The sequence below is a fragment of the Sphingomonas flavida genome, from assembly GCF_036663655.1.
In the GTDB taxonomy this organism is placed as follows: Bacteria; Pseudomonadota; Alphaproteobacteria; order Sphingomonadales; family Sphingomonadaceae; genus Sphingomonas.
On the sequence record NZ_JAXOJH010000016.1, the window covers coordinates 19,983 to 34,379 of the forward strand.

Here is a 14,397-nt window from a genome sequence, read left to right on the forward strand (position 1 = left end):
GCCCCATGGATCGGACGGCGTCCCCCGTCACCGACCATGCAATGCTGGACTGCAGCGCGGACGAGCTGTGCGCGATGTTCGGGATCGCCCGGACTTTTCACGAAGGATCCTGGGGCGCGTGGCCGCATCTGCGTGACCTCCTTCCCGGTCATCCCGCCTTCGTCCTTCGCCAGGGGCCACAGGGACTGGGTCTCGACACCCAGCGCTGGGATATCAACGGGGGTGAGACGTGCTGGCCGACCACCCAGATCTTCAGCCTGTCGCTGCCCTGGTGGCGACGGCTGGCGGAGGTTCCTGCGCAACGTTGCCTGATCCCGATGACTGCGGCGCGCGGCACGCTGTTCTCGCGGGATGGACGGGCAGACCGGTCGGTGTGGTTCACGCTCGACGATCAGCCGATCTTCACCGTGGCGGGGCTGTGGCGTCGCAATGCCGGCGCGCATTGCTTTGCGACGCTTGCCTGTCCGGGAGGTGAGGGGCCTTGGTCGACCCTGCCGATGATCGTCGCGCCCTGCGATCGATCGCGTTGGCTGGAGGGCGACTGGACGGACCTGACCGCGTTGCAGGTGCCGTCGCCCGCCCTGCCGATCCGGATCGGGCTTTGCGATATGCCCGCCGCGCCCTATGCCATGGCCGATCGCAACAGCCTGTGGGACCGGTCCCGAACCGCTGCGGGTAGCTAAGGCAAGGAAGGACAGGATGCCGCTTTGACGCCATCACCGCGCATGACGGGTTACGGCGTCGCGATCCTGATGGCGCTGGTCCATATGCTGGCGGTGGGCGACCGGTTCCTGCTGTCGATCCTGATCGAACCGATCAAGGCCGATCTGGCCTTGCGCGACGGCATGATCGGCGTGTTGCAGGGCCCCGCCTTCGCTGTGCTCAATGGGCTGGCCATCGTGCCGATGACCCTGCTCGCCCGCCGCTGGCCGCTCGCCCGGTTGCTGGCGGTGGCCATGCTGGGGTCCAGCGTGGCGACGATCGCCTGCGGCCTGGCGGGATCGGGCGAGGCGGTGGCCGCCGCGCGCATGGTGCTGGGGCTGGTGCAGGCGGCGATCGGTCCCGCCGCGCTCGGCCTGATCGTCGCGGCCATGACGCCGACGCATCGCGGGCGCGGGATCAGCCTGTTCACCGCCGGGGCCGCGCTGGGTCGGGGGCTTGCGATGATCGGGGGCGGGGCGCTGCTGGCGGTGTTCGCCGCTTTGTCGGTTTCCGTCGCACCGTGGCGGATGGTGTTCGTCACGGGTGGTGCGATCGGGCTGCCCGTCGCGTTGATCCTGACCCGGCTGCGCAACCCGGTCGGAACCGGGGCCGGAGCAGAGGGCGGGGGAGACGACCGTCGGCGGATCGGTGCCGCGTTGCGCCACATGATCGGCGACCGGGCCTCGCTGCTCCCCCATATCGCCGCGACCCTATGCGCGGTGTTGATGGCGCAGTCGCTGACCAGCTGGTCGGCCAGCCTGCTGATCCGGCTCCACCACCTGACCCCGCCGCGCGCGGGCCTGTATGTCGGCGTCGCGATGATGCTGGCGGGCGTGTTCGGCCATGGCTTGGGCGGCCTGCTCGCCGATCGCCGGGGCAGGGGCGGGCGAGGTAGTATTCCGGCACTGATGCTGGCCGGGCTGGCGGTGGGGACGCTGGCGCTCTGGCCGCTGACCCGCGCGCCAGGACTGGTCCCGGCGCTGGCCGCGCTGGTCGTCGCGGTCGTCGGCCTGTCGATCGCGCTGGCGAACGGCATGATCGGCTTTCAGGACCGGATGCCCGCCGCCCTGCGAGTCGAGGGGAGCGCGATTTTCCTGACGCTGGTCACGCTGCTCGGCACCGCGATGGGCCCCTGGGCGGTCGGCATGGCGAGCCAGGCGATCGCGCATCCGACAGGGCTGGCCGACGCGGTGGGCGGGGTGCTGGGCCTGACCGGGCTGGTCGGATGCGGCGCGGCACTGATCGCGGCGCACAGGATGCGGCCGGGCGCCTAATCCAGTTCCTGCATCCAGCCGTTCCAGCGGCGCGTGCCGGTCTCGACCGGATCGCCGCGACCCTGGCGGACGCGGGCGCGGTAGGTGGCGGGGTCGATGCCCTGATCGGCCTGGAACGCGCGGACCAGCGCGGTCGCATCGCCCAGCCCGTACGCCTGGGCCAGTTCGCCCAGATCGCGCTCTGCCGCCCCCTCCAGCGCGCGGCGCACCGCGTCGATCCGGCGACGGCGGACATGGCGCGCGATTCCGTCGCTGCGCTGGTACAGGCGATAAAGCGTCGCGCGCGACACGCCGACCTGCTCGGCGATGGCCGCGCCGGTCAGCTTGGGGTTGGCGATCTCCCGCTCGATCAGCTGCTCGACCGCCTCGCGCCGCAGATGGTCCTGCCGCCGCGCCTCGACCGCGACGTCGCGCGGGCCGCCCAACGCGGTCGGCAGCAGCTCGATCAGCGCACGGGCAAAGGCGCCGTCATGCCGGTCGTCCAAGGTGGGCGCATGGCGGACCAGCGATTGCAGGAAGTCGCTGAGCATCGCGGTGTCGGGCGCCTGCGCCACATAGCCGTGCAGCGCGCCCAGGCTGCCCAGCGCCGCCAGCACCAGGTCGCGCGAGACGCTGGCGGTGATCAGATCCAGGTCGCGCGCCTCAGTCCGGTGGCCGCGCCGCGTGTCGAGGAACACGATGTCGCCGGGCCCCGCCCGCTCGAACCCGCTGCGTGGTCCCCCGGTCAGCGTGCCCGACAGGACATGGTGGAGGACGATATGGTCGAAGCCGTCGGCCTGCACCCGCTCCTCGCGCGCATGGGCCATGCCCGACAGATGCCGGTCGAACAGCAGCATGTGGCGAAAGCGCCAGCCGGTGACGCTGGCCCGGAACGGCCCGTCCAGCCGCACGACATCAGCCCCTTGCGCATAAAGCCGATGATAACGCAGGAACGCCTCGTCCTCGGCCAGGCCGTCGCTCGAAAAGCGGATTTCTTCCTTCACCCTGCGCTTCCGATCATCCGCATCCTCTTGCCACCGGGTCGCTGCCGGTCAGCCATCGACCATAAGCGGATAGCGATGCTTTGCCATGGTTGGTTCCTATCATGCGCGGTGGGGGAGAACGATCCGGGCTCCGGCGTCACGTCTTGGGCCACGCCGATTTCATTCCGGGCGCTCCCCAAGATGCTTGATCGATCAAGTGGTAAGCGCACCCCATGCCGGTTCGGTTAGCGAAGCGTAAACAAAGATACAATGACTACACTGTTGCTCGCCGGACAGGAACGGCCACAATTCTTGGCCATGACGGCCCTGTCATGATTTCACGTGACATGACACCGGCTTCATCATAGGGATGGCCTGCTAATTGGGGGTTTCAAACATGGTGAAGGCAATGTCGCGCGCTCGGCAGGTAAAGACGCGTGCTCTGGAATCGAGTGCCATTCTGCTCGCGGTCATGGTCGCGGGTCCCGCCTTCGCCCAGTGCGCCCCCGATCCGACCCAGACGGGCGTGACGACGACCTGCACCGGCACCGACAGCAACGGCCTCGTCGTCACGACTTCGAACAGCACGGTCGCCGTGGCGGCGGGCGCCAGCGTGACGAACACCGGCGCACCAGCGATCCGCTACGCCATCCCGGTATCGAACAGCAGCTATGCCTATTCGACGCTGACCGTGGGCGGCCGCGTCGATGGCGGCAGCCAGACCGGCGTGCAGTTGCTGCGCCAGTCGAGCAACAACGGCTATGGCAGCCTCAACCTGACCATGACGGTCGCATCGGGCGGCAGCGTCAGCGGCGCGAACGGCGTCGTCATTGGCCAGACCGGCACCGACTATGGCCAGACGACCGCGTCGATCGACAATAGCGGCACGATCAGCGGCACGGGGACCGGCGCGAACGGCTATGCGCTGTTGTCGACCAACCAGAATTATGCCGGCTTCCAGTCGATCACCAACCGCGCGGGCGGCACGATCGGCGCGATCAGCGGCGCGGTCGGCACGCTGACCAATGCGGGCACCATCAATGGCGGCAGCCGCAGCGCGATCGATGGCGGCACGACCTATAGCTCGGCCGTCTATGGCTATGGCTGGACCAACACCGGCACGATCAGCAACAACGCCACCGCCGCGACGCTGGCCAATTATCGCGGATCGACGCTGACCAACAGCGGCACGATCAGCAATGCGGGCACCGGCGCGGTCATCGTCGCGCCCTCGGGCTACAGCCTGTCGCTGGTCAACCAGGCCGGTGGCCAGATCGCCACCGCCGGGACGACCGCCATTCAGGGCGACAGCGGCATCAGCCTGGTCAACAGCGGCACCGTCGTCGGCGATATCGCGTCGACCGCAAGCCAGTTCAGTTATTATAACAGCACGATAGACAACACGACGGGCACGATCACCGGCAATGTCCGCCTGGGCGGGGGCAATGACACGCTGGTCGTCGGCTATGCGAACGGCGCGCTGCGCACCGGGATCAGCGGCACGATCGACGGCGGGGCGGGCACCGACACGTTGCGCGTCCGCTTCACCAGCGACGCCACCCTGTCCTCAGGCCTGGCACTGCCGACCAATTTCGAACAGCTGACCCTGGCGCCCGATGCCAAGATGACGACGACGCTGGCGCGCGGCTTCACGGTCGCAGGGCCTTTGCGCGTCGGCGGCAGCGGTACGGTCGTCAACAATACCGCGCTGAGCGGCACCGGCACCGTGCTGGCCGACGAATATACCTCGTCCGGCTCGCCCAGCTTCACCAATGCCGGGAGCATCACCGGCACGGGCACGCAGAGCGGTATCTATGCCGTCTCGCTGAGCTCTGCGAACCGCTTCGAGAATAGCGGTACCGTCACCGCCAGCCAGAACGGCGTCTCGTTTAGCTCACAAGGTGCCTTCGTTAATTCGGGCACGATCACCGCGACCGGCACCGCCGTCTCGCTGTTCGGGCCGAGCTTTGCCAATTCGGGCACGATCCGCTCGACCGGCGGGATCGGCGCGACCCTGTCGGGTTCGTCGGGGTCGACCTGGACCAATAGCGGCCGGATCGAGGGCGCAACCGCCGGGCTCCAGCTGTCGAGCAGCCTGACCAATAGCGGCACCATTACCGCAACCGGCACCGGCGTGTTCATCGGCTCTTACGGCAACCTCACCAATGCGGCGGGCGGCATCGTCACCGGGGGTACGCGCGCCATCGCCCCGAACGGCAATTTCAGCGTGTTCAACGCGCGCATTGCCAATGCGGGCACGATCAACGGCGACGTGAGCTTCGGCTCGTCCTCGTCGAGCAGCTATTACGGCAACAACAACGCCTATTACGCACTGGCGGGCGGCGTCCTGAACGGCAACTTGACGCTGACCAGCGGCGACCTGCTGGTCGCCGAGATGACGGGCACCAGCGGCAACCGTTTCGCCGGCATCACCGGCACGGTGTCGGGCGCACTGGCGAATCTGCGGCTGCGCGTGCGGAGCGACGCAACCGCGACGCTGCCGACCGCCGCGTTCGCCACCGTCGGTTACGAGCTGTTCGACAAGGCGGCCCTGACCCTGACCGGCGCGGCCTCGACCCGGCCGCTCTATCTGTCGGGGCAGGGGACGGTCGACCTGACCGCCGACATCGCCAGCACCGCCGGTTCGGTCATCCAGCTGACCACGCGCAGCGTCGCGCCGGGCGAAACCTATGCCGCCAATGCGCTGACGGTCACCAGCCGCGGCGCGCTGTCGCTCGCGGTGTCGAGCACGGATGTCTACGGTGCCTATGCCGTCTCGCTGGGCAGCGACGACAGCTTCACCAATGCGGGCACGATCAGCGTCACCGACACGCGGTCGAACAATTACTACACGCTCGCCGCGATTTCGGGCGGCAAGACCGTGGTCAATGACGGCACGATCACGCTGAACGGCGCGACCGGTATTCAATCCGCCCGGGCCATCACCAACAACGGCCGTATCGTCCAGGCGGCGGGTGGGCGGGCCGCAACCGGTGTCTCGGGCTTCACCTCGCTGGTGAACACCGGGACGATCGAGGTCGCGGGCAACGCCGTCGTCATGGATTATTCGAGCGGCACGATCGACAATAGCGGCCGGATCGCCAGCACCGGCGGCATCGCGATCAGCCAGAATTACAGCTATGGCACCGTGATCCGCAATCTGGCCGGGGGCACGATCGCGGGCGCGACCGGGCAGAACGCCATCCGGCTCGGCGGGGGCCAGGTCGCCAATGCGGGCACCATCACTGGCGACGTCGACCTGGGCTATGCCAGCTATGGCGGGCGTTCCTACAGCAGCGCCATCTATACCAGCAATGGCGGTACGCTGACCGGCAATCTGCGCTTCGGCGACGGCAACGACGTGTTCGTCGAGACGGACGGTCAGACCGGCGTGACCGGCACGATCGACGGGGGCGCGGGCACCGACACCTATCGCCGCGCCTTCACCAAGTCGGGCACCGCGACGCTGGGCAGCCTGACGGCGGTCAATTTCGAGCGCGAGGATGTCCAGGCGATCGGCGCCGATACCGTCGTGACCGTTGGGGCGAGCACCGCGCTGGCTTCGCTGGGCGTGCTGGGCGATGGCCAGGTGGTCAACACCGCCAATGTCGATGGCGACCTGACCATCGGCGACTCGTTCTATTATTATCCGCAGCCGCAAACGCCGACCATCCTCGCCGCGCTGACCAACCAAGCGATCGTCAAGGGCGGCGTCTCGGGCCAGGTTTCGAGCTTCACCAACAGCGGCACGATCGGCGATGCCGCCCTGAAGCGGACGGCGGTGTCGCTCTATGGCACCGGTGCGACGACCTTCACCAATTCGGGCACCATCCTGAACGACGAAACCCGCCGCAGCGTGTCCCTGTCGGTCACCCAGGGGACGATCACCGCCACCAACAGCGGCACGATCGCCCAAGGTCTGATCGCGTCCGGCAACGGTTATTACTATTCCGGCACGGACGAGACGGTCACGCCGCAGCCCATGTCGATCGCCCTGACCAACACCGGCACCATCGCCAGCACCGGTCCGGGACGCTCGGCCGTCGTGCTCCAGATCAACGATCAGCGCGCCCTTGGTGGGTCGATCCGGTTTGATAACAGCGGTTCGGTCACCCAAGGCGTCAACGCCTATGTCGGCAGCTATCGCTATTCCGACACGCCGGTGCCCGACGCCCCCCAGGCGTCCAGCATCGTCGTGAACAACAGCGGCACACTGTCCGCCAACCTTCAGGGGCGGTCGGCCGCGCTGCTGACTCTCGACGACGCGCGCGATGTCGGCGGGTCGATCAGCCTGACCAACAGCGGCACGATCGATGGCAGCGGCCTGTCGGCTTACGGCGTGCGGGCCACGGTCTATCATAGCGACTACACGACCGACGCCAGCACCGTCGCCAAGACCATCGCCATCGCCAACAGCGGCACGATCCGCGCCAATGGCGGCGGCCAGACGATCGTCGATCCCTATGCGGGCGCCAGCGTCCCGACCGATCGGACCGCCCCCACCACCATCATCGCCGCGGCCATCTCGCTGTATGCCGACGACACCGCGACCGCGACGATCACCAACACCGCGACCGGCGTGATCGAGGCGACCGGCGCGAAGTCGGTCGCGATCCGCGCCAATGGCGTCGGCATCGACCTGACCAATGCCGGGACCATCCGTGGCGGCGTGGGCACGACGCTGGCCGACAATGACAGCTTCGCCGGCACGCTGGGCACCACCTATCTGGCGGGCGCGATCCACACGACCGGCGCGGTCGACAACCGCATCGTCAACACCGGCACGATCATCGGCTCGATCGCCTTAGGCGCGGGCAACGACCGGATCGAGAATACCGGCCAGATCCAGGGCGAGGTGTTCCTGGGCGCCGGTGACGACACCTTCCTCCACCGCGCCAGCGCCACGCTGACCGGTACGGTCGATGGCGGGGCGGGCACCGACAGCCTGATCGTCGATGCGACCGGGGGCGGCATCGTCAACGGCAACCAGTTCCTGAACTTCGAACGCTTCAGCCAGGTCGGCCAGGGCAACGTCACCTATGCGGGCGCGTTCAACTTCGACACGCTGGGCGTGGCGGGCGGATCGGTGACGGTGGCGGCGGGCCAGACGCTGGCCAGCACCGGCGCCACCACCATCACCGGCACCGACGCGGCCGAGACGGTCACCAACAACGGCACCATCGCCGGGTCGGTCGCACTGGGCGGCGGTAACGACCGCTTCGTCAACACCGGCACCGTGCAGGGCGCGGTATCGCTGGGCGATGGCGACGACAGCTTCGTCGAGGGCGCAGGCTCGCGCGTGGTGGGCGGCGTCGATGGCGGGGCGGGGACCAACCTCTATACCGCACTGCTCAGCGGCGATCGCACTGGCCTTGGCCAGCGCAGCAATTTCCAGCAGCTGGCGGTGACCGGCGCGGGCACGCTGTCGCTGACCCTCGACCAGAGCTTCGACACGGTCGCGCTGGCGGGCACCGGGCTGAACGTCGCGCTGGCGGGCAACCGCATCGGCGCGGTCACCGGAACGGACGCGGCCGAGCAGCTGCGCGTCGACGGCGACATCGCCAGCGTCGCGCTGGGCGCAAGCAACGACACGCTGGCGCTGGGCACGACCAATGCGGCGGGCCGTTACGACGGTGGTGCCGGCACCGACACGCTGGCCTTTACCACCAACGCGCCCGTCGTGCTGAGCGGCGTGGCGACCGGGTTCGAGAATGTCGCGCTGACCGGCAACGCGCTGACCGTCACGGGCTCGCTGGGCACGCAAGGCGCGCCGCTGAGCTTCGGTGATGGCGACCTGTCGCTGACCGTGGCCAAGGGCGGCACGCTGGCCGGGGTCATCGACCTGGGCGCGGGCAATGACGCGCTTCGCCTGGCGGCGGGCTCGGTCCTGCAGGGCACCGTCACCGGTGGGTCGGGCACCGACCGCGTTACCCTGGAGCTGGCGGGCGATCAGACGCTGGCGTCGGGCCAGCTCAACGGCTTCGAGACGCTGGCGACCGAGGGCACTGGCACGCTGTCGCTGACCGGCGCGCAGAGCTATAATCAGGTCAACGCGGCGACCGACCTGAGCATCGCCTCGGGCAGCAGCCTGACCGCGGGGCAGGTGGCCTTCACCGGCGGCAACCAGCGCTTCACCATCGCGGGCACCTTTGCCGGGGCCGTCGATGGTGGCGCGGGCACCGACACCATCGCGCTGTCGGGCGGCACGGCCAATGCGCCAGTCGCCTTCACCAACGTCGCCAATGTCGAGGCGCTGGCGATGACCGGCGGCTATGCCACGGTGTCGGGCAATGCGGCGTTCGGCTCGGTCGACATGTCGAGTGGTCGACTGGTCGGCCTGGCCGGATCGACGATGGCGGCCACGCAGTTCCTGGTCCGCCAGGGCGCGACCTTCGGCTCGGCGGGCACGGTGAACGGCAATGTGACGGTCGCGGGAACCTTGAGCCCCGGCGCGTCGCCGGGCACGATGACGGTGAACGGCAATGTCACGCTGAACAGCGGTTCGCTGTCGTTCTTCGAGCTGACCCCGACCGTGTCGGACAAGCTGATCGTGAACGGCGCGCTGGCGATCGGCAGCGGCTCGACGTTGCAGATCGTGTCGAGCGGCGCACTGCGCCCCGGCACTTCGTATGACCTGATCGTCGCCAGCGGCGGGATCACGGGCAGCTATGCGACCGTCCAGAAGCCCAGCGACCTGTTCGGCTTCGTCGTGCAGCGTGCCGACCGCATCCAGCTGCTCGGCCAGTTCCTGGGCGACGCCGCCTTCACCCCGCAGGTTTCGCGCAGCATCGCCTATGCCAACGCCACGCTGGCCCAGCAGCCCGCGACCAGCACATTGTTCGCCGCCCTGCCGTCGCTGCTGACCGCCTCGGGCGCGTCGAACCCCCGTGGCTTCGCGCAGATCAGCCCGGAGGCCTATGCCTCGGCATCGCAGATCGGCGTCGACAATGCCCTAGGCCTGGTCCAGGCGGCGCGCGGTCCGGCCTTCGCGACCACGCGGGACGAGGCCGGCCCCTTCACCTTCGGCCAGACGCTCGGCCAGTGGCACACGCTGGGCGCGGACCGGGGGCAGGGGACCAGCGAGGCGCGTACGCGCGGCTACGGCTTCCTGGGCGGCGTCGGCTACGGCGATCGCCAGTGGATGATCGGCGCGTTCGGTGGCTGGCTGGACACGCGCCAGTCGATCGCCCCGCTCGCCGCCTCGACCAAGGCGGACGGCGTGGTGGCGGGCGTGCATGGCCGTTATTCCATGCCCAACGGCTTCGGCTTCGCGGCATCGGTGGTCTATGACGGTGCGCGAGGCCGCACCACCCGCGCGCTGCCGGGCACGGCGTCGGGCTTCGGACGCTACGACCTGACCACCTGGACCAGCGACGTGTCGGTCCATTACACGGCCGAGATGGCGGACGGCTGGGCGCTGACCCCGCGTGCAGGGCTGACCTATCTGCGCACGACCCGCCAGGGTGTCGCCGAGACGGGCGGCAGCCCGTTCGCGCTGAACGTCGCGCGCAACCGCCTGGTCGCGGGCTTTGCCGATGCCGGGGTGACCGTCGGGCGCAGCGATGCGTCGGACGCACCTTTCCGCCCCTTCGTGACGCTGGGCGCGCGCTACCAGATCGAGGGCAACCGCGCCCTGGCGCTGGGCGGCTATGCGGGCGGCGGCCTGGGCCTCGTCGCGCTGGGTGCGGCGCGCACCCCGCTGGTCGCCACCGCGACGGGCGGCGTCGCCTATCGCTTCAACGGCGGGGTGGACCTGTATGCCACCGGCAGCGCGCAGAGCGGCCGCGACGACCATCAGGAAACGATCACTGCGGGCGTCCGCCTGCGCTTTTGATCAACCCTCGGGGTGGGGCGGCACGGGCCGCTCCACCCCATGATGACATATTTGTCATCATGAAACCGGCATAATTCCCCCAGAACGTCATCAAGCCGCAACGATCCCTGACCAAGGGACGGCCGCATAATCCTTTGGGGGGAATCCATATCATGATCTCGTTCGACCCGCGCTTTGCGGGGCGCTTCCTCGCGTCCAGCGCGCTTGCCCTTCTGTTTGCCACGCCTGCGCTCGCGGCCGATCCGGTGGTCGCGGTGGACCCCGCCAAGACGACCGCGCCCGACGACCAGAAGACCACGGCCGACGGCGCGCTGAACGAGGTCATCGTCACCGCGCAGAAGCGGCCCGAGAGCCTGCAGAAGACGCCGATCGCGATTTCGGTCCTGTCGGCCGAGGACCTGAAGAACCGCCACGTCCAGTCGCTGGTCGACCTGCAGGACGGCGCGATTCCCAGCCTCCGTGTCGCGCCCTTCTATTCGCGCAACTCGGCGCTGATCATGAACATCCGCGGCATCGGCGTGCTGGCCGACAGCAACCAGCCCGCGCGCGACCAGGGCGTCGGCGTCTATATCGACGGCGTGTATCTGGGCCGTGCGCAAGGGCTGGGCACCGCGCTCTACGATATCGAGAGCATCGAGGTGCTCAAGGGGCCGCAGGGCACCTTGTTCGGCCGCAATACCGAGGGCGGCGCGGTCAGCATCGTCACCAAGAAGCCGACCGGCGAGTTCGGCCTCACCGCGACCGCAGGCATCGGCAATTACGGCAGCCGCAAGGCCGAGGCGCATCTGAACCTGCCCGAATGGCATAATTTCAGCGTGAAGCTGGACGGCATCGTCACGAAGCGTGACGGGCTGGTCGTCAACCCGCTGCCCGGACAGGCGAATTTCAACGGCTTCGACCGGCGCGGTGGGCATGTCGAGATATTGTGGAAACCGGAAGGCGGCGTCAGCGCCGACTATGCGTTCGACACCTCGCACGACGCCTCGACCCCGCTCTATCTCCAGTCGATCACGGCGGGGACGCTGGCCCGTGCGCCCGCTTTGCCGCTCCAGCCGGACCGGGTGCGCACCGCCAGCATCGGCGTGCCGCAGCAGGACAGCATCGGCGATACGCATGGCCACCGCCTGACGCTCGGCCTCGACCTGGCGCCGGGGCTCCAGCTGAAGTCGATCACCGCCTATCGCGAGCTGGACCAGAGCCAGTATGACAATGGCGGCCAGAACAGCTCGACCTACAAGCCGAACGGCAGCTTCAGCCGCTATAGCCTGGCGATGTTCGCGCAGAACCAGTTCAGCCAGGAGATCCAGCTGATCGGCGACACCCCGCGCCTGAAATATGTCGCGGGCGCGATGGCGTATCGCGAGCATACCACCGACAATGCCCAGGCGTTCAACACGATGGTGTGGAACGCCAACGGCACCGCCGCCACGGTCGCCACCTATAATATCGCCACCGTCCCCTATGACCGCGCCAGCCGGATCACGACGCGCAGCATCGGCGCGTTCGGCCAGGCGACCTGGACCCCGGCGATCCTGTCCGACCGGCTGCACGTCACGGGCGGCGCGCGCTATACCCGCGACATGAAGAAGGGCCTGCTGTTCATTGTCAACGGCGCCACCCCCAATGTCGACGGCGTGGTCGCGCCGCGCGGACTGGACGCCGCCTGGTCGCGCGTCGACCCGCTGCTGACTTTGGCCTATGACGTGACCGACGCCGTGCACGTCTATGGCAAATGGTCGGAGGGGTATAAGTCGGGCGGTGCCAATTCGCGCTCGCTGCGCTATGCGCCGTTCAACCCGGAAACGCTGTCGATGTTCGAGATCGGCGCGAAGACGGAGTTTCTCGACCACCGCGCCCGCCTGAACCTGGCCGCCTATACCGGTGCGTACAAGTCGATCCAGATCGACTTCCAGGCCAATTACATCCAGATCGTCAACGGCCAGGTGCTCCAGACCAACCGTACCACCATCGAGACCACCAACGCGCCCGGCACCGGCCGCGCCAAGGGGTTCGAGGCCGAGCTGACCTTCGCGCCGATGGCCGGGCTGACGCTGGGCGCCAGCTATTCCTATAACGACGTGACGATCCCGGCGACGGTGAACCCCTTCCCGCAAGGGGCGAGCGGCGTGATCGTGACGACGCCGATCCGCATCTATCCGGTCTATACGCCCGCGCACGCCGCCAGCGGGTCGATCGATTACGACCGGCCGATGGGCGACTACAGCCTGGTCGCGCATCTCGATGCCAGTTACGACAGCGGCTTCTATTCCAACTATAACGACCCCGCGCCGGGGATCAGCCAGCCCAAGGGCGATCCGGGCTTCATCGTCAACGGCCGGATCGGCATCACCGACATCGCGCTGAACGACACCGGCGCCCGGCTGAGCATCGCCGCATGGGCCCGCAACCTGTTCAACGAGCAGCATCTTTTCTACAAGTCGCTGAACACGCTGACCGGCCTGTCGGGCTTTTTCAACGAACCGCGCACCTATGGCCTGGAAGCGACGGTGAAGTTCTGATGCGCGGGACGATCGCGCTCGCGCTGCTGGTCGCGGTTCCGGCGGGGGTGGGGGCTTCGGCCTCTGCCCCTGTTGCGGCGCCGGCGCATACCCGCGTTCTTCCCTTGCAGGGCGGGCGCAATTTCCGTGACCTGGGCGGCTATCGCACCGTCGATGGGCGGATGGTGAAATGGGGGCTGCTCTACCGCTCGGGCCAGATGCACGACCTGACGCCAGCGGATTACACGTACCTGCAAAAGCGGGGTATCCGCACCGTCTGCGACTTTCGCGACACGGCCGAGCGGACCCGCGAGCCGACGCTGTGGCCCGCCGGGCAGAAGCCGAAGGTGCTGAGCGACGATTATGCGCTCGACATGAGCGCGATGAAGATCCCCGGCGATCCGGCGACCTGGACCCACGAACAGGTGGTGACGGCGATGACCGCCACCTATCCGCAGCTGCTCGACCAGTTCAACGGCCAGTACCGCCGCATGTTCGCCGAGCTGCTGGCGGGCGACGCGCCGCTCGCCTTTCACTGCACGGCGGGCAAGGACAGGACCGGCGTGGCGGCCGCGCTGCTGCTAACCGCGCTGGGCGTGCCGCGCGCGACGATCGTCGAGGATTATCTCCTCTCCAACCAGCACATGGCCCCGCCGCCCGCCCACCCGACCGGCTTTTGGGCGAAACTCTCGCCCGAGGCCGCGCGCACCTTCGCCGGGGTCGACCGCCGCTATATCGACGCGGTGTTCGCGGTGACCGACCGGTATCCCGGCGGGACGATGGGCTATCTGAAGGACAAGATGGGCCTGGGCCCGCGCGCGATTGCGAAGCTGCGCGGGTTGTACCTGACGAAGGGGTAAACAATCCTCCCCGGCACGGGGAGGTGGCAGCGCGCAGCGCTGTCGGAGGGGGGCTTGCCACACAGGACATGGCTTGCGGCGGTCCCCCTCCACCATGCTTCGCATGGTCCCCCTCCCCGTACCGGAGAGGAATGGGGGTGCCGATAACGATTGTGACGCCAGCGTCATCAAGTCGTCATCCCAATCGCATCGCTTCGTAACAAAGCCCCGCCACGGGAGCGGCAACGACCGGCGCCGGGGGGTGTCGGCACGACCATCACCCAGGGG

The 14,397-nt window shown here is 68.3% G+C and carries 6 protein-coding genes; 5 read left to right on the forward strand and 1 reads right to left on the reverse strand.

Annotation, left to right across the window (positions count from 1 at the left end; genetic code table 11):
• Positions 1-5: 5 nt before the first annotated feature.
• A complete protein-coding gene (locus U1703_RS15630; protein ID WP_332786424.1) occupies positions 6-683 on the forward strand; it encodes an SOS response-associated peptidase family protein in 678 nt (225 codons plus the stop codon).
• A 42-nt stretch (positions 684-725) separates the two neighbouring features.
• A complete protein-coding gene (locus U1703_RS15635) occupies positions 726-1,976 on the forward strand; it encodes an MFS transporter (protein WP_332786425.1) in 1,251 nt (416 codons plus the stop codon).
• On the opposite strand, the gene U1703_RS15640 is transcribed toward U1703_RS15635, so the two are convergent.
• Positions 1,973-2,959, reverse strand: coding sequence for a helix-turn-helix domain-containing protein (locus U1703_RS15640; RefSeq protein ID WP_332786426.1), 987 nt, complete (start codon positions 2,957-2,959; stop codon positions 1,973-1,975). The two genes, U1703_RS15635 and U1703_RS15640, sit on opposite strands and share 4 nt — an antisense overlap.
• 376 nt (positions 2,960-3,335) lie before the next feature.
• Between U1703_RS15640 and U1703_RS15645 the strand changes: the two genes are divergently transcribed.
• From U1703_RS15645 to U1703_RS15655, 3 genes are all read left to right on the forward strand, one after another.
• Positions 3,336-10,772 carry an autotransporter outer membrane beta-barrel domain-containing protein gene (locus tag U1703_RS15645; RefSeq protein WP_332786427.1) on the forward strand — a complete coding sequence of 2,479 codons (7,437 nt, stop codon included), beginning with the start codon at positions 3,336-3,338 and terminating at the stop codon, positions 10,770-10,772.
• A 152-nt stretch (positions 10,773-10,924) separates the two neighbouring features.
• Positions 10,925-13,291, forward strand: coding sequence for a TonB-dependent receptor (locus tag U1703_RS15650; protein WP_332786428.1), 2,367 nt, complete (start codon positions 10,925-10,927; stop codon positions 13,289-13,291).
• Entirely contained in the window at positions 13,291-14,130 is an 840-nt protein-coding gene (locus U1703_RS15655; protein WP_332786429.1) for a tyrosine-protein phosphatase, read from the forward strand. The genes U1703_RS15650 and U1703_RS15655 overlap by 1 nt, the downstream gene beginning before the upstream one ends.
• Positions 14,131-14,397: the final 267 nt, after the last annotated feature.